The organism is Dokdonella sp., from assembly GCF_017744955.1.
Taxonomy (GTDB): Bacteria; Pseudomonadota; Gammaproteobacteria; order Xanthomonadales; family Rhodanobacteraceae; genus Dokdonella_A.
Genome location: NZ_JAGIAG010000003.1, coordinates 190,926 through 207,819, shown reverse-complemented (window position 1 = coordinate 207,819; position 16,894 = coordinate 190,926). Strand labels below are relative to the sequence as shown.

Sequence of the window (16,894 nt, the reverse complement as noted above, 5' to 3'; positions counted from 1 at the left end):
GAGAAGGCCTTGCGAAAGAGCGTTCTCTCGCAGAGGCGCAGAGGGCGCAGAGAGAGAGAAAGATTCAGGCGAGGAGAGAACAAAGAATGCTCTTCTCTGCGCTCTCTGCGACTCCGCGGGATCAGCTTCCTGCTTCAGCCCCAGGCCGCATCACCGCGATGCACTTCAGCTCGATCGCGATCGGCGTCGGCAGCGCGGTGATGCCGAGGGTGGTGCGGCAGGGCGCGCTGGCCGGGTCGGTGAAGTGTTCGGCGTAGACGCGGTTGTAGGCGGCGAAGTCGCGCTGCATGTCGGTCAGGAACACGGTCACGTCGACCAGGTCCTGCCAGCGCGCGCCGGCGGATTCGAGCACGGCGCGCACGTTGGCGAACACCTGGCGGCATTGCGCCTCGATGTCGTAGGCGAGGAGGCCGCCGTCGGCGTCGTAGACGTTGCCGGGAATCGCGTTGCTGCCCGGCGTGCGCGGGCCGACGCCGGACAGGAACAGCAGGTCGCCGACGCGGCGCGCGTGCGGATAGGCGCCGACCGGAGCGGGGGCGGCGGCGCTGTGGATCGGGCTGGACGTGCCCTCACTCACGGCGAGCCGCCGACCGTGTTGATGGTGCTGCCGAGCTGGCGGTTGCTGGCGTCGCGGGCGACGATGCGGTAGCGGCCGGGGCGCAGGTAGAAATCGCTGGCCGGCACCGGATCGGACGAGGTGCGCACGCGGTCCTTCGCGTCGCCCATGTTCGAGTTGAGCTCGAACACCAGCCGGTCGGCCGGGATCGCGTCTTCGCCCTCGTCCGCGTAGCGCGCCTCGACCAGGCACGGATAGGTCTGCTTACACAGGTCGCCGGTGATGGCGTACGGCACGCGCAGGTCGCCGATCGTGGCCCAGGTCGGCCGGCCGCGGCGATAGACCTCGGCCGGGAACACGACGCTGACGTCGAACGCCTGCGGCCGCAGCGACCACAGCGCGCCGGCGTCGTTGCGGAACACGATCGGCGCGTCGAACTGCACTTCCTGCGCGATGCGGCGGTAGACCGGATGGTCGCCGGTGATGATGTCGTGCGGAATCATCACGGTCTGCTCGACGGAGATCGGCTCGATGCCGCTGAGCGTGCTGAAATGCTGCGCCATCGCCGCGCCGTCGAAATACTTGCCGGCCTTCTGGATGTGCGTGAAGCCGGCGTTGACGACCAGCCGCGCCTTCGGATGCTGCTTGTCGTAGACGCGCTGGTAGAGGTTGCGCGCCTGCTCGCGCTCGCGCGCGTCGCCGGTGGCCATCGACTCGGATTCGTAGGCGACCACGCGATAGCCGAGCTTGAGCGCGGTGCGCACCATTTCGGCGTAGATCGGTTCCTGCGTGTAGAAGCCGGTGTCGGCGTTCGGATAGCCGCGCTTGGCGAGGTTCTCGTCGTCGTGGTACAGCGTCTCGGCGGCGAAGGTGTCGTAGCCGGCCTCGCGCAGCTTGCTCAGCAGCTGCACGGTCAGCGTGCGCGTCAGCGCGATGTTGTGGTTCTCGTTGAGGAAGATCGCCTGGCGATCCTTGGCGAGCGCGACGATCGCGTCGAGCGCCGGAGTCTGCTTGTAGCCGGTGTCCATCGGCGCGGCGCTGTCGCCTTTCTCCGGCGGCTGCGCGATCGAGAAGGTCGTGCGCGAGCCGGCGTAGTCGCCGACCCAGGTCTGGAACCAGCTCAGGTACTGGTTGAAGATCAGGCGGAAGGCGACGTCCGGATCGCGCTGGCGCGCCTCGCGCATGTACAGGTACTCGGAGAGGATGCCGGGACGCTTCAGCGCCTCGGCCATGAGGCGCTCGGACTTGGCCACGGCCGCGCGCTGCTGCGTGATCGAGGCGCCGCTGGTCGGCGCGGGCGGCGGTGCCTGCATGAGCTGCGTGGCGAACAGCACCGTGGCGATGCTGGTGGTGATGGACATGGTCATTCCCCCGTAGGTTCGGCGCCGCTTCGCGGGCTGCGCTCGAGCTGCGCCAACGCGAGCTCGTGTCGTTCGGCGATCAGCGAAGTGTCCTTCACGTCGAGGCCGAGATCGCGAACGCGGCCGTTGCGCAGGCTGTAGATCCAGCCGTGGACGGAAAGTTTCTGGCCGCGCTCCCAGGCATCCTGCACGACGGTCGTGTGGCAGACGTTGACGGCCTGCTCGATCACGTTCATTTCGCACAGGCGCGCGTGGCGCACGGACGGATCGGGCATGCCGCGCAGCGTTTCGAGGTGCTTCTGGCGCACGTCGGCGACGTGCCGCAGCCAGTTGTCGACCAGGCCGAGGCGCCGGTCCTCGAGCGCGGCCTGCACGCCGCCGCAGCCGTAGTGGCCGACCACCAGGATGTGCTCGACCTTCAGGACGTCGACGGCGAACTGGATCGCGCTGATGCAGTTGAGGTCGGTGTGCACGACGACGTTGGCGACGTTGCGGTGCACGAACACCTCGCCCGGATCCATGCCGATGATCTGGTTCGCCGGCACGCGCGAATCCGAGCAGCCGATCCACAGGTACTTCGGTGCCTGCTGCTCGGACAGGCGCTTGAAGAAATCCGGATCCTGCGCGCGCAGCGCCTCGGACCAGGCGCGGTTGCGTTCGAGCAGGTCGTCCAGTTCGGCCATGATGGTGGATCCCTTTCGAGTCGTGGCGAGGGTCAGCCCAGGCGCAGGCAGACGTTCTTGGCGTCGGTGAAGAAGCGCAGCGCCTCGAAGCCGCCTTCGCGGCCGACGCCGGAGTTCTTCACTCCGCCGAACGGCGTGCGCAGGTCGCGCAGCAGCCAGCAATTGATCCAGACGATGCCGAACTCGAGCCGTGCCGCCACGCGGTGCGCGCGGTCGAGGTTCGAGGTCCACAGCGACGCGGCCAGGCCGTAGTCGGTGCCATTGGCCAGCGCGATCGCATCGTCCTCGCCGTCGAACGGAATCAGGCTGACCACCGGGCCGAAGATTTCTTCCTGGTTGGTGGCGGTGTCGTTGGCGAGGCCCTCGATCACCGTCGGCGCGACGAACCAGCCGTCCGCGCAGCGGCCCTCGACCCGCACTGGCGTGCCGCCGCAGAGGATCGTGCCGCCTTCCGCGCGCGCGCGCTCGATGCAGCCGACGACCTTGTCGTAGTGCGCCTTCGAGACCAGCGCGCCGAGGTCGCTGCCGGAGTCGCGCGGATCGCCGACGCGCAGGCTGCGCACGCGCTCGAGATAGCGCCGCTTGAACGTCTCGTAGATCGAACGCTGGACCAGCAGGCGCGAGCCGCACAGGCAGATCTCGCCCTGGTTGGCGAAGCCGGAGCGCACGATCGTGTCGAGGTCGGCGTCGGACAGCTCCGCGTCGGCGAACACGATCGCCGGATTCTTGCCGCCGAGTTCCAGCGACAGCTTCTTGAATTTCGGCGCCGCCGCGGCAGCGATCGCCGCGCCCGTGCGCGTGCTGCCGGTGAAGGAGATCGCCTTGACCTGCGCGTGTTCGACCAGCGCCTGGCCGACGCCGGCACCGTGGCCGTGCACGATGTTCAGCACGCCCGGCGGGAAGCCGGCTTCGACTGCCAGCTCGCCGAGTCGCGCGGCCGTGCACGGCGTCACCTCCGACGGCTTCGCCACGACCGCGTTGCCGGCGGCGAGTGCCGGCGCGATCTTCCAGGTGAACAGGTAGAGCGGCAGGTTCCATGGCGAGATGCAGGCGACGACGCCGAGCGGTTGGCGCAGCGTGTAGTTCAAGGTGCGCTCGTCGGTCGCGTGCGACTCGCCGGCCCATTGCGTGATCGCCGCTGCGAAGAAGCGCAGGTTAGCCACCGCGCGCGGGATGTCGAGGTGACGTGCGAGCTGGACGGGTTTGCCGGAGTTGCGCGATTCGAGTTCGGCCAGGACATCCAGCTCGCGCTCGACCAGGTCGGCGAGGCGGTTCAGGCATCGCGCGCGCTGCTCGGGCGAGGTCGCCCCCCAGGCCGCGGCGGCGTTTCGCGCGGCGTCGACGGCGGCGTCGACGTCGGCCGCGTCGGAGTCCGGGCAGCGCGCGAACACGGCGCCCACGGCCGGTTCGAACACGTCGAGATAGCGACCGCTGCGCGGCGCCTGCGCACGGCCGTCGATCAGGTTCGCGAGGAGAGAGGTCATCGCGCGCAGCTTAACGATTCGCGCTGGGCGGTGAAATGCCGATCGTCATCCCCGGGAGGTTTCCGGTCCCGGCGGGTTTCTCGAGAAGCCGTTCTCGCAGAGTCGCGGAGAACGCCGAGAAAAAAATACTCTTCTCCGCGCCCTCTGCGGCTCCGCGAGCGATCGCCTTTCGTCGTCTTCGGCGGAACGCATCGCGGCTGCGCCGCGCCGGGCTCAGCCCTGCTCGGCGACGGGACGCAGCGAGGGATCGAGTGCGACGCGCTCGTCGAAGACGAAGCAGGCGCCGTCGTAGCCGGCGCCGCCGACGTCCTCGAAGTAGCCGAGGATGCCGCCGTCGAGCTGCCAGACGTGCTCGAAGCCGTTCGCCTGCATCCACAGCGCGGCCTTTTCGCAGCGGATGCCGCCGGTGCAGAAGCTGACCACGGTCGCGTCGGCCAGCGCCTCGCGTTCGGCCGCGAGCGCCTCGGGAAGGTCGGTGAAGCGGTCGATCGGCAGGGCGAGCGCGCCGGCGAAGGTGCCGTGGCGCACTTCCTCGCGATTGCGCGTGTCGAGCAGCACCAGCCGGCGCCCGTCGTCGTCCGCGCCGCGCTCGATCCAGCGCGCCAGGGTGGCCGGCGCGACGGCGGGCGCGCGCTCGGCCTTCGGTGCCGTTTCCGGGCGCCGGAACGTGATGATCTCGCGCTTGCGGCGCACCTTCAGGCGCGCGAACGGCACGCTGTCGCTGCGGCTGAACTTCACGCGGATGCCGGCGAAGCGCGTGTCGCCACGCAGATCGACGAGAAAGCCGTCGACGGCCTTCGCCGCGCCGGCGAGGAACAGGTTGATGCCTTCCTCGGCGACCAGCACCGTGCCGCGCAGCGAACGGCTCTCCGCCGCCTCGCGCAGACGCGCGACGAGCGCATCGGCGTCGTCGATCGGTACGAAATGGTAGGCGGCGATGTTGAGGATCATCGGAGGATTGTCGCGAGGAAGGGTTGTGGCGGGCAAGGGAAGGTCCGACCGACCCTCGTGGCGTCATGCCCGCGAATGCGGGCATCCATTGAGAAAAGCGCCGGAGGCGATCGTTCCGTTTCGTATGAGCGATTGGAAGAGTGCCTTCGAGCGAAGCAGCAGTTGGATTCCCGCGTTCGCGGGAATGGTGTCGCCAAGGGGCTGAAGGTTTTGCCGTCAGGCGAGGCGCGGGGCAGCGAGGCACTCGAATCGCGCTCCTCGCAAGAGATGCCTCGATGAGTTCCCTACGTCGTGCTTTCCATGAAAAGTGCGGCCATGGATGGCCGCTTCTGGACTCTCCAGTGGCATCGGCGACACACGCCCGAAGGGCCAAACCAGATCGCAGCGATCACGGACGATCGCAAAAGCTACAGCGAAAGCGTCCGGCCGCCGTCGACGGGCACGTTGATGCCGTTGACGTACGCCGCCGCCGGCGTCGCCAGGAACGCGATCACGTTGGCGATCTCGCTGGCCTTGGCGAAGCGGCCGAGCGGCACGGTGGCGAGCATCGCCTGTTCGATCTCGGCGCCGTTCTTGCCGGTCGCGCGCGTGCGCTCGGCGAGGATCTGCTCGAGCCGCTGCGTCTGCGTATAGCCGGGCAGCACGTTGTTGACCGTGACGCCCTGCGCGCCGAGTTCGCCGGCGAGCGTCTTGGCCCAGCTCGCCATCGCGCCGCGGATCGTGTTCGACACGCCGAGATTCCGGATCGGCTCCTTGACCGAGGTCGAGATCACATTGACGACGCGACCGTAGCCGGACGACTTCATGCCGGGCAGCACGACCTGCAGCAGGACCTGCGCGGCGACGACGTGCTGGTCGAACGCGCTGCGGTAGTCGTCGGCCGCGGCCGTGTTGGCCGGACCGCCCGGCGGGCCGCCGGTGTTGTTGACCAGGATCTGGATCGGCTGCGCGTTGACGATCGCTTCGACCTTCGCGCGCAGTTCGGCGTGGTCGAGCATGTTGACCGCGACCGTCGCGTGCTGCTGCGCCTCGTGCGTCTTCGGCAGCGCCGCGACGGCGGTCGCGAGCGCTTCGCGCGAGCGCGCGAGCAGGGTGACGTCGGCGCCGAGCGCGGCCAGTTCGATCGCCGCGGCGCGGCCGATGCCTTGCGAGCCGCCGCAGACGAGCGCGTGTTTGCCGGTGAGGTCGAGGTTCATCGTATGGGCCGTTTGCGGAGAGGGTGGAAGTGTGAAATACGAAGGACGGAGAGGAAAGGATCGCGTGTTCGCCGGGTCGATGAAGGATTTCTCTCGCAGAGCCGCGGAGCACGCGGAGAAGGGCGGAAGCAAGTTTCCTCTGCGTTCTCTGCGGCTCTGCGAGAAATTCTTCTCGTCGGCTTCGAATCTGCCTCGCGATCAATGCCGCGGCGGCAGCTTCTGCACCATGTGCTTGAGCAAGTCCTCGTCGCTGTCGCCGGACGGCGGCTCGACGCTGTCGAGGTCGAAGCCGAGCGCTGCGGCGTCGTCTTCGTCGAGGCCGTCGAAGGAGCGGAATTCGGCGTCGAGTAGGGCCATGCGTGCCGCGGTCTCGTCGTCGTAGCGCAGGATGCGGCCGTCGCTGTCGAAGACCTCGGCGATGCCGGAATCGAGGACGCTCAGGCGCGCCCAGATCAGCGTGTCGCCGAGCGCCGCCAGCCACCACCCGGCGCTGTTCACAGCGCGGCTCCGTTCGAGGCGAGGAACTTGACCGCGATCGCGCACAGCGCGCCGACCGCGATGCCCCAGGCGCCGATGCTGCCGAGCACGGCGAGCGCGCTGAGGCTGCGGTCGTGCAGCTTGCGCCAGGCCGCGCCCAGGTACCAGCCGAACGCGCGCGGCGCGAACAGGAAGCCGCCCAGGCGCTCGCGTTCGCCCGGGTGGTGGTCGCGCAGATGCACGGCGACCAGCATCCAGGCGATGACGTAGGTGGTCAGGCCGGCGACGGCGACGCCGAGGCCGCCGGTGAAGAGGAACTGATGCCAGGCAGAGGCGCTCATCGACGGTTTCCGAAGCGGAGGGCGGTGTGCATCGCGCGCCGACGTCCGCCGCGCGGATCGAGCGCTCGGCAGGCGAGATGTGGGATGCGGCGGGTCCATTCCCCTGCGGCAGGAACGAAGGCGGACATCGGCTAGAACTCCGCCGAACCCGGCGCGCGCGGATACGGGATCGCGTCGCGGATGTTGGCCAGGCCGCAGACGTAGACGACCAGGCGCTCGAAACCGAGCCCGAAGCCCGCGTGCGGCACCGTGCCGTAACGGCGGAAGTCGCGGTACCACTGGTAGTGCGCCGGATCGAGGCCGAACTGCGCCATGCGGCGGTCGAGCACGTCCAGGCGCTCCTCGCGCTGCGCGCCGCCGATGATCTCGCCGATGCCGGGCGCGAGCACGTCCATCGCGGCGACGGTGCGGCCGTCGTCGTTCACGCGCATGTAGAACGCCTTGATCTTCTCCGGGTAGTTGGTCACCACCACCGGGCGTCCGACGTGCTCCTCGGTCAGGTAGCGCTCGTGCTCGGTCTGCAGGTCCGCGCCCCATTCGACGGCGTAGTCGAATTTCCTGCCGGATTTCTTCAGGATCTCGACCGCGTCGGTGTATTCGATGCGCTCGAACGGCGCCTCGACGAATGCTTCCAGGCGCGACACCGCGGTCTTCTCGACGCGGTCGGCGAAGAAGGCCATGTCGTCGGCGCGCTCGGCGAGCACCGCCTTGAAGACGTACTTGAGCAGCTCCTCGGCGACGCGCGCGTCCTCGGCGAGGTCGGCGAACGCGATCTCCGGCTCGATCATCCAGAACTCGGCCAGGTGCCGCGTGGTGTGCGAGTTCTCGGCGCGGAACGTCGGCCCGAAGGTGTAGACCTTGCTGAGCGCGAGGCAGTAGGCCTCGACGTTGAGCTGGCCGGAGACGGTCAGGAAGGTCTCCTTGCCGAAGAAGTCCTTGTGGAAGTCGACCGCGCCCTTGTCGGTGCGCGGCAGGTTCATCAGGTCCAGCGTGGAGACGCGGAACATCTGGCCGGCGCCCTCGGCGTCGGACGTCGTGATGATCGGCGTATTGACCCAGAAGTAGCCGCGTTCGTGGAAGAAGCGGTGGACGGCGTTGGCCAGCGTGTGGCGCACGCGCGTGACCGCGCCGAACAGGTTCGTGCGCGGACGCAGGTGCGCGACCTCGCGCAGGAACTCCGGCGAGTGCGGCTTCGGCTGGATCGGGTAGGTCTCCGGATCGTCGACCCAGCCGAGCACCTCGATGCGGCTCGCCTGCAGCTCGAAGGACTGGCCCTTGCCCTGCGAGGCGACCAGTTCGCCTTCGGCGGCGAGCGCGCAGCCGGAGGTCAGGTGCAGGATCTCGCCGTCGTAGTTCGGCAGCGTATTGGGCGCGACGACCTGGATCGCATCGAAGCAGGAACCGTCGCTGAGATTGATGAACGACAGCCCCGCCTTCGAGTCGCGCCGCGTGCGCACCCAGCCGCGCACGCGCACGCGGGTACCCGCGGCGACGGCGCCGGACAGCGCGCGCTTCACATCAATGGTTTCCACGGTGTCGACCGCCGGCATCGCTTGAAACTCCTGGAATGGGCGCCCACGTTCGATGGGCGCGAAGGACTTTCGATGATAGCGGAATCGTCGTACCGGCAAAGGCGCCGCGCCGCGCAAGGCGATACAATCGTCCGCGAACCGAATCCTGAATCTCCAATCCCCAATCGCCGCTCTCCCATGGCCATTCAGCTCACCGCCGCCGCGCGCCAGCGCATGCAGGACTTCCTCGCCAAGGAGCCGTCCGCGGTCGGCGTGCGTTTCGGCATCAAGCGCACCGGCTGTTCGGGTTTCGGCTACACGGTCGACCTGGCGGATGCGATCGCCGAGAACGACCAGGTGTTCGAGCAGGACGGCCTCTCGATCGTGATCGACCGCAAGGCATTGCCGTTCGTCGACGGCACCGAGATCGACTTCCAGCGTCAGGGCATCAACGCGAGCTTCGTGTTCCGCAATCCGAACGCGACCGGCGAATGCGGTTGCGGAGAGAGCTTCACGGTAGGCTGAGCGTCGCCGCCGCGCAGGGGGCATGACGGGGAGCGGACGGGGTGATGGAACCAGACAGGGGCGGCGGCCTTCCGTCGGCCGATGCCGGGGAAAGAAAGCGCGATTCGGCGCTGCACAGCCTGCTGCCGCATCTGGTGAAGCTGCTCCGGCGCGAACCCGCGCTCGGCATCACCGTGGCCTACCTGCTCGTCGCGATGGCGGGCATTTTCTACAACTACCGCTACTACACGAAGTTCGACATTCCGGTGCTGAGCCTGTCGCAGATCAGCGATTTCCTGATCGCCGGGATCCAGCAGCCGGTTGCGCCGCTGCTGGTGCTGTCCACCTTCGCGGTCATCTGGGTGTTCGACCGCATCAACGTCTGGTCGCGGCGACGGCATCTGGCGCGGCGCGAGCGGTTGCTGGCGCAGGACGGCGCGCCGTCGTGGCGGCAGCGCGCGATGCTGGCCTGGGCGCGCTGGAACCTGGTCGGGCACGGACACGCGGTCACGCAATGGGCCTACGCCGCCATCGTCGTCTGTTACGGCTGGCTGTTCGTGGCGATCTACGCCGACCAGCGGGTGGAGCGGATGCGCGCAGACGGGATGGCGCAGGTGCGGGTGCGTCTCAACGGCAGCGAGACGGATCTCGCCGCGTCCAGGTCGCCGACCTGGACCTACCTCGGCGCGGTGTCGAACTACGTGTTCCTGTACGACGCGGCGGCACGGCAGTCCCTGATACTGCCGACGAACAACGTCCTGCGCCTCGAACCGGTCAGCGCGGCGGGCAAATCCGCTCCCGATCCGGCGAAGGCGGGCTCGGCGAAGCCGGTGGCGGATCCCAGGCTTGCGCCAAGTTCGTGATTTCGCCTAGAATTTGCGGTTCTCCGCCCGGTTCGTTCACCGGCGGAGCCTTGCCTCACCGCGCCGCGGGAGGCTGTCGAGCGGAATCCTCCGCGCCGATACCCACAAGGAGTTTCCATGCGTCATTACGAAGTGGTGTTTCTGGTCCACCCTGACCAGAGCGAGCAGGTGCCGGCGATGGTCGAGCGCTACAAGACGCTGATCGAGAACGACGGCGGCAAGGTGCATCGTCTCGAAGACTGGGGCCGCCGCCAGCTGGCCTATCCGATCCAGCACCTGGCCAAGGCGCACTACGTGCTGCTGAACATCGAGTGCAGCGCGGCCGCCCTGGGCGAGCTGGAGTCGGGCTTCCGCTTCAACGATGCGGTGCTGCGCCACCTGATCGTCAAGCGCGAGAACGCGGTGACCGAGATGTCGCCGATCATGAAGAACAAGGACGACAAGGGCGGTCGCCGCCGCGACGACGAAGGCGTCGGCTTCGGCGACACCGACGACGAGCCGCGTCCGCGCCGTGAACGCGCGCCGCGCGAAGAAGCCGCGGCCGCCGAACCGGCCGCCGAATAAGCGCCTGCCCAGGTCCTCAAGGAGAATTCATCATGTCCAAGTTCTTCCGCCGCAAGAAGTTCTGCCGTTTCACCGCCGAGAACGCCACCGAGATCGACTACAAGGATCTCAACCTGCTGCGCCAGTACATCAGCGAGACCGGCAAGATCGTGCCGAGCCGCATCACCGGCACCAAGGCGCGCTACCAGCGCATGCTGGGCAGTGCCGTCGAGCACGCGCGCTTCCTCGCGCTGCTGCCGTACAGCGACGCGCATTGATCTATCCCTTCCGTCCGGGCGCGCGCCCGGACGAAGGCAACGCATTCGGACAGCGCAAGCTGCGCCGGACCATCCGACGCTAACGAATAGGAACATCCCATGGATCTGATTCTTCTGCAGAAAGTGAAGAACCTCGGCAACCTCGGCGACAAGGTCAAGGTCAAGCCGGGTTACGGCCGCAACTACCTCGTGCCGCAGGGCAAGGCGACCGCCGCCACGCCGACCAACATCGCCGAGTTCGAGCAGCGCCGCGCCGAGTACGAGGCGCGTGCGAACCAGCAGCTCGCCGGCGCCGAAGCGCGCAAGGCGCAGTTCGAGAACCTGTCGGTCACGATCAAGGCGAACGCGAGCCCGGAAGGCAAGCTGTTCGGCTCGGTCGGCCCGCGCGACATCGCCGACGCGTTCACCGCCGCCGGCGCCGCGCTCGACAAGAGCGAGGTCGTGATGTCGGAAGGCCCGCTGCGCCACATCGGCGAATTCGAGGTGCAGGTGCACCTGCACGCCGACGTCAACACGACGGTCAAGGTCGTCGTCGCGAACGACGACTGATCCACCGCCGCATCGGTACTGAAGACAAGGGCGCCTCTGGGCGCCCTTGTCGTTTCCGCGTCCGGTGAGCGGTGATACGACTGCGTGCGAGCGCGCGAAGAGTACGAAGCAGGAACGCCGCCGGCCTTTCTCCGCGCCTCTGCGTCTCTGCGAGGGTGTCTTTCTTGGGATGGTGGCAAGAAAGCAGTTCTCGCAGAGGCGCAGAGACGCAGAGGAAGAAGGGCGATAGGAGGAGGGATCGGATCGTCGGCGGCATGCTGCGGCTGGGACTTCCTGTTTTTCGTGCCGTTCGGTCGCCTGCTGAGCGCACAGGTTTTCCACAGGTTGTTGTCTCGACAGCTGAGACCCGCCCGCGGATGATGCGTGGCCGAATCTCGCGCGCGCGCCATGGCCCAGACCGAACGCAAATCCTCCGCCACCATCGAAGCGCTGCGCGTGCCGCCGCATTCGATCGAGGCCGAGCAGGCCGTGCTCGGCGGCCTGATGCTGGCGCCCGACTCGTGGGACCGCGTCGCCGACCGCCTGGTCGAGGACGACTTCTACCGGCGCGACCATCGCCTGATTTTCCGCGCGATCGGCGACCTCTCCAGCAAGAGCATGCCCTACGACGCGGTCACGCTCGGCGAGTGGTTCCAGTCGCAGAATCTCTCCGAGCTGGTCGGCGGTTCGGCCTATGTGATCGAGCTGGCGAACTCGACGCCGAGCGCGGCGAACATCACCGCCTACGCCGACATCGTGCGCGAGAAGTCCGTGCTGCGTCAGCTGATCGACGCCGGCACCGAGATCGCGGGCGACGCGTTCCAGCCGGAAGGGCGCAGCAGCCAGGAGCTCCTGGAGACCGCCGAGCAGAAGGTGTTCCACATCGCCGAGGCCGGCGCGCGCGGGCGCAAGGGTTTCGTCTCGATGCGTTCGGCGGTCAAGGAAGCGTTCCAGATCCTGCACCACCGCTACGAGAACCGCGGCGCGGTCACCGGCCTGCCGACCGGCTTCATCGATCTCGACGAGATGACCGCCGGCCTGCAGCCGTCGGACCTGATCATCGTCGCGGCGCGCCCGTCGATGGGCAAGACCGCCTTCTCGGTCAACATGGCCGAGAACGCGGCGATGCGCACGAAGAAGGCGGTCGCGATCTTCTCGATGGAAATGTCGGCCTCGCAGCTGGCGTTCCGACTCATCTCCTCGATGGGGCGCATCGACGCGCGGCACCTGCGCACGGGCGACCTCGCCGAGGAGGAATGGCCGCGCGTGACCAATGCGATCACGCTGCTCAGCGAGGCGAAGATCTTCATCGACGACACGCCGGCGCTGAGCCCGAGCGAACTGCGCGCGCGCGCGCGGCGGCTCAAGCGCGAGCACGACCTCGGCCTGATCGTGATCGACTACCTGCAGCTGATGCAGGTGCCCGGAACCAAGGAGAACCGCGCCACCGAAATTTCAGAAATCTCGCGTAGCTTGAAGGCGCTCGCGAAGGAACTGAACATCCCGGTGATCGCCCTGTCCCAGCTCAATCGCTCGCTCGAACAGCGCACCGACAAGCGTCCGGTGATGGCCGACCTGCGCGAATCGGGCGCCATCGAGCAGGACGCCGACGTGATCATGTTCATCTACCGCGACGAGTACTACAACCCGGAATCGGGCGAGAAGGGCGTCGCCGAAATCATCATCGGCAAGCAGCGAAACGGCCCGACCGGCGCGGTCAAGCTCGCCTTCCTCGGCCAGTACACGAAGTTCGAGAATCTGGCCAGCGACAGTTATGTGGGGTCGTTCGAGTGAAAGCCGTGATTGGTGATTGGGGATTGGTGATTCGGAAAAGCGGGCTGGCCGCACGCGGCTGCAGTACGCAAGCACGTCTTCCACCAATCTCCAATCCCCAATCACCAATCACGGCTCCCCGCTGATGCGCGCCACCTGCGCCACGATCCATCTCGGTGCGCTGCGCGAGAACCTGCGCCGTGTGCGCGAGCTCGCGCCGGGCGCGAAGGTCATGGCCGTGGTCAAGGCCGACGGCTACGGTCACGGCCTGGAGCGCGCCGCGCGCGCGCTCGAAGGCGCCGACGCGTTCGGCGTCGCGGCGATCGCCGACGGCCAGCGCCTGCGCGCGGCCGGGACGTCGCAGCGCATCGTCGTGCTGTCGGGGCCGGACGAGGCGGGCGATCTGGCCGAGATGCGCCGCCTCAGGCTCGACGCGGTGATCCATCACGAATCGCAGATCGAGCTGCTCGCCGCCGACGCCGATCCGCGGCCGCTGCGCGTCTGGCTCAAGCTCGACACCGGCATGCACCGGCTCGGCTTCCCGCCCGAGCGCGCGCGCGACGTGCACGCGCGCCTGCGCGCGCTGCCGAGCGTCGATCGCGACGTCGCGCTGATGACGCACTTCGCCAACTCCGACGTGTTCGACGACGCGTTGACCACGCATCAGATCGAGCGCTTCGAACGCAGCGTGTCCGGTCTCGACGGCGAGCGCTCGCTGTCGAACTCGGCCGGCATCCTAGGCTGGCCCGAGGCGCAGGGCCAATGGGTGCGCGCCGGCGGCGCGCTGTACGGCATCTCGGTCGTCGCCGGCAAGATCGGCGCCGATTTCGGCTTTCGTCCGGCGATGACCCTGTCGACGCGGCTGGTCGCGATCAACCGCGTGCGCCGCGGCGATCGCGTCGGTTACGCGGCGACCTGGGAAGCGCCGGAGGACATGCCGGTCGGCATCGCCGCGGTCGGCTACGGCGACGGTTACCCGCGCCACGCCGGACCGGGCACGCCGGTGCTCGTCAACGGCGTGCGCGCGAGTTTGATCGGACGCGTGTCGATGGACCTGATCACGATCGACCTGCGCGACGTGCCGGCGGCGAAGGTCGGCGACGCGGTCGTGCTGTGGGGGCGCGGGCTGGCGGTCGAGGAGATCGCCGAGCACGCCGACACGATCGGCTACGAGCTGACCTGCGGCGTGACGCGCCGCGTGCGCTTCGTCGAAGACGAAAGCTGAATGGGCGTCCGCGACGCGCAAATTCCCGCGCGAGGGCTGCGGTAGTATCGCCGGACGGCCCGCTCGGGTCGCCACGCGGAGGCGGGCGATGAAGCGCGATTCCGAAACACGCCCCGAACGGGCGCCGCGAGACGACGATGCGACGCGAGCCGGTGCGCCGTTCGACGGCGAGCACGGCCGCGACGGCGCCTTGGCGGCCGCGGCGACGCTGGCGTCGGTCGTGCCGGGATTGCGTCTGCTCACGGGCCTGGCGATCGCGACGATCCTGATCGCCGCGCTGTATTTCGGGCGGTCGCTGCTGATTCCGCTCGCGCTCGCCGCGCTGCTCGGCTTCCTGCTCGATCCGCCGGTGCGTCTGCTCTGCCGCTGGGGTCTGCCGCGCACGCTGTCGGTGTTCTTCGTGGTGCTGCTCGCGGTCGGCGCGCTGGTCGGCGTCGGCGCCTACGTGACCAATCAGCTCACCGCGCTGAGCGGCGACCTGCCCACCTACCAGAGCACGATCCGCAGCAAGCTGCACGTCCTGCGCGAGGCGGCGACCCGCCCCGGTGCGTGGGAAGGCGCGCTGAAGACGCTGCAGACCGTGCAGAAGGAAATCGACACCGCGCCGAAGGCCGGCCAGGCGGCCAGCGTGCAGAGAGTGGAGATCGTCGGGCCGGAATCGCGTCCGACGCGCGTGGTGCTGGACTGGCTCGGCCGCGTCAGCGAGCCGGTGGCGACCGCGGGCATCGCGCTGCTGTTCGTGATCCTGATGCTGATGGATCGCCGCGACCTGCGCGATCGCCTGCTGCGCCTCGCCGGCGGCGACCTGCACGTGGCGACCGATGCGATGGACGAAGCCTCCGGGCGCATCGGCCGCTACCTGCGCATGCAGTTCCTCATCAACGCGTGCTACGCCGTGCCGATGGGGCTGGGGCTGTGGTGGATCGGCGTACCCGCCGCCGCGTTGTGGGGTTTCGTCGCCGCGGTCATGCGCTTCGTGCCGTACGTCGGGCCGATCGTCTCGGCGGTGTTCCCGATCGCGCTGGCCTTCGCGGTGTCGCCGGACTGGGGCATGGTGCTGTGGACGATCGGCCTGATCGTCGCGCTGGAAGTAGTGTGCGGCAATCTCGTCGAGCCGTGGCTGTACGGATCGAGCACGGGACTGAGCGCGATGTCGATCATCGTCGCGGCGATGTTCTGGACCGCGTTGTGGGGTCCGCTCGGCCTGATCCTGTCGACGCCGCTGACGGTGTGCCTGCTGGTGATCGGCCGCTACCTGCCGTCGCTGCACTTCCTCGAAGTGCTGCTCGGCAGCGCGAGCGCGCTGGCGCCGCCGCAGCGGCTGTATCAGCGTCTGCTCGCCGGCGACGTGGAGGAGGCGCTCGATCTCGCCGACGAAGTGATCGCCGAGCGCGCGTCGAAGAACGGCGCCGACACGACGGCCGATGCGCTGGCGCGCTTCTACGGCGAAGTCGCCGTGCCGATGCTGCGCATCGCGACCGCCCATCACGCCGACGCCGCCAGCGCGGAGCATCGCCTGCGCCTGTCCACCGGCGCGGCCGAGCTGGTCGAGGAACTGCGCGAGCAGTACCCGCCATTGCCGGTCGTGCAGGAGGAAGCGGCGTGCGTTCTCTGTCTCGGCGCACGCTGGGAGGTCGACGTGCTCGCCGCGGCGATGGTGGCGCACGCCCTCGAGCTGCGCGGCCGCGACGCGCGCGCGGCGACGCAGGCGATCCTGTCGGCGCCGGCCTTCGACGTGCCGGCGGATTGCCCGCGACCGGAGGTGATCTGCCTGTCGGTGTTCGGCACGCAGCCGCAGGCGCGCGTACGCCTGATCGTGCGGCGTCTGCGCCGCCGCCTGCCGGACGTGCGCGTCGTCGTCGCGGCGTGGAATTCCTCCGCGGCGATGTTCGAAGAGGACATGCCGCGCCGCCTCGACGTCGAGGCGATCGTCTCCGACCTCGGCAGCCTGGCGCTGCACGTCGATCATTTGCTGAGCGACGCCGACGGCATCGGCGCCACACCGGTTCCGCCGGACGACGCGGCACGCGTCGAAGCCCTGCAGCGCAGCGGTGCACTGTCACCGACACACGAGGCGCTCTACGAGGAAACGATCCGCCGCGCCACCAATGCGTTCGACGCGAAGTACGCGGAGATTTCCTGGGTCGACGCGGAGCGCGTGCGCAAGCCGGCGAGCGCGCTCGCCGGCGCAGGCGACGGCGTGCCGCGCGAATCGTCCGTCTGCGCCCATGTCGTCGGCGGCGATGCCGACGTGGTCGTCGCCGATCTCGCGCGCGATCCTCGTTTCGCCGGCAGCGCGCTGCTGCGCGAGTACGGCATCCGTTTCTACGCCGGTACGCCGATTCGCGATCGCGACGGCCGCGCGCTCGGCGCGCTGTGCATCATGGATTCCGCCCCGCGCGAGATGAAACCTGCCGAGATGGAATTGCTGGCGGAGATGGCGGCCGAGCTGATGCGGCGCGTCCACGAGCGCGCCACGGACGCCGCCGCCGGCTGATTCGCATCCGGTCTCGCCTCCTGCGACGCGCCGGCACGAACCTGCGCCGTGCGCATCGGCTTCGCCGCCTCGATCCGGCGATCCCGGGTACGATTTCGGCGGGTACGATTCTTTTGAAGGCAC

General features: G+C 68.5%; 17 protein-coding genes. 8 read left to right on the top strand and 9 right to left on the bottom strand.

The genetic code is table 11. The annotated features are described in order from the left end of the window. Positions 1–121 precede the first annotated feature (121 nt). From J7520_RS09130 to asnS, 9 genes are all read right to left on the bottom strand, one after another. Positions 122–577 carry a Rid family hydrolase gene (locus tag J7520_RS09130; RefSeq protein ID WP_291187042.1) on the bottom strand — a complete coding sequence of 152 codons (456 nt, stop codon included), beginning with the start codon at positions 575–577 and terminating at the stop codon, positions 122–124. Next, positions 574–1,917, bottom strand: coding sequence for a hypothetical protein (locus tag J7520_RS09125; protein WP_291187039.1), 1,344 nt, complete (start codon positions 1,915–1,917; stop codon positions 574–576). The genes J7520_RS09130 and J7520_RS09125 overlap by 4 nt, the downstream gene beginning before the upstream one ends. Positions 1,918–1,919: 2 nt before the next feature. After that, positions 1,920–2,600, bottom strand: coding sequence for a carbonate dehydratase (gene can / locus J7520_RS09120; protein ID WP_291187035.1), 681 nt, complete (start codon positions 2,598–2,600; stop codon positions 1,920–1,922). 32 nt (positions 2,601–2,632) lie between these two features. Further along, entirely contained in the window at positions 2,633–4,084 is a 1,452-nt protein-coding gene (locus J7520_RS09115) for an aldehyde dehydrogenase (protein WP_291187032.1), read from the bottom strand. Between the two features lie 213 nt (positions 4,085–4,297). Further along, the gene (locus J7520_RS09110) at positions 4,298–5,035 is read right to left on the bottom strand and encodes a sulfurtransferase (protein WP_291187029.1); all 738 of its coding nucleotides are present in this window, start codon (positions 5,033–5,035) and stop codon (positions 4,298–4,300) included. A gap of 407 nt (positions 5,036–5,442) precedes the next feature. Next, entirely contained in the window at positions 5,443–6,231 is a 789-nt protein-coding gene (locus J7520_RS09105; RefSeq protein WP_291187026.1) for an SDR family oxidoreductase, read from the bottom strand. A 198-nt stretch (positions 6,232–6,429) separates the two neighbouring features. After that, positions 6,430–6,729, bottom strand: a complete 300-nt coding sequence (locus J7520_RS09100) for a hypothetical protein (RefSeq protein ID WP_291187023.1) — start codon at positions 6,727–6,729, stop codon at positions 6,430–6,432. After that, entirely contained in the window at positions 6,726–7,049 is a 324-nt protein-coding gene (locus J7520_RS09095; protein WP_291187020.1) for a hypothetical protein, read from the bottom strand. Before J7520_RS09095 ends, J7520_RS09100 begins: the two co-directional genes overlap by 4 nt. 131 nt (positions 7,050–7,180) lie before the next feature. Next, a complete protein-coding gene (gene asnS / locus J7520_RS09090) occupies positions 7,181–8,581 on the bottom strand; it encodes an asparagine--tRNA ligase (RefSeq protein WP_291187788.1) in 1,401 nt (466 codons plus the stop codon). 177 nt (positions 8,582–8,758) lie between these two features. Between asnS and J7520_RS09085 the strand changes: the two genes are divergently transcribed. From J7520_RS09085 to J7520_RS09050, 8 genes are all read left to right on the top strand, one after another. Further along, a complete protein-coding gene (locus J7520_RS09085; protein ID WP_291187017.1) occupies positions 8,759–9,085 on the top strand; it encodes an iron-sulfur cluster assembly accessory protein in 327 nt (108 codons plus the stop codon). Between the two features lie 44 nt (positions 9,086–9,129). Continuing rightward, positions 9,130–9,927, top strand: a complete 798-nt coding sequence (locus tag J7520_RS09080; protein ID WP_291187015.1) for a hypothetical protein — start codon at positions 9,130–9,132, stop codon at positions 9,925–9,927. 117 nt (positions 9,928–10,044) lie between these two features. Beyond that, positions 10,045–10,491, top strand: a complete 447-nt coding sequence (rpsF, locus tag J7520_RS09075) for a 30S ribosomal protein S6 (protein WP_291187011.1) — start codon at positions 10,045–10,047, stop codon at positions 10,489–10,491. Positions 10,492–10,523: 32 nt separating this feature from the next. Further along, positions 10,524–10,748, top strand: a complete 225-nt coding sequence (gene rpsR / locus J7520_RS09070; RefSeq protein WP_291187008.1) for a 30S ribosomal protein S18 — start codon at positions 10,524–10,526, stop codon at positions 10,746–10,748. A gap of 99 nt (positions 10,749–10,847) precedes the next feature. Then, the gene (rplI, locus tag J7520_RS09065) at positions 10,848–11,297 is read left to right on the top strand and encodes a 50S ribosomal protein L9 (RefSeq protein ID WP_291187005.1); all 450 of its coding nucleotides are present in this window, start codon (positions 10,848–10,850) and stop codon (positions 11,295–11,297) included. A 387-nt stretch (positions 11,298–11,684) separates the two neighbouring features. Beyond that, positions 11,685–13,070, top strand: a complete 1,386-nt coding sequence (locus J7520_RS09060; RefSeq protein ID WP_291187002.1) for a replicative DNA helicase — start codon at positions 11,685–11,687, stop codon at positions 13,068–13,070. Positions 13,071–13,194: 124 nt separating this feature from the next. Further along, positions 13,195–14,274: an alanine racemase gene (gene alr / locus J7520_RS09055; RefSeq protein WP_291186999.1), complete on the top strand. Its 1,080-nt coding sequence runs from the start codon at positions 13,195–13,197 to the stop codon at positions 14,272–14,274. A gap of 88 nt (positions 14,275–14,362) precedes the next feature. Then, entirely contained in the window at positions 14,363–16,771 is a 2,409-nt protein-coding gene (locus tag J7520_RS09050) for an AI-2E family transporter (protein ID WP_291186996.1), read from the top strand. Positions 16,772–16,894: the final 123 nt, after the last annotated feature.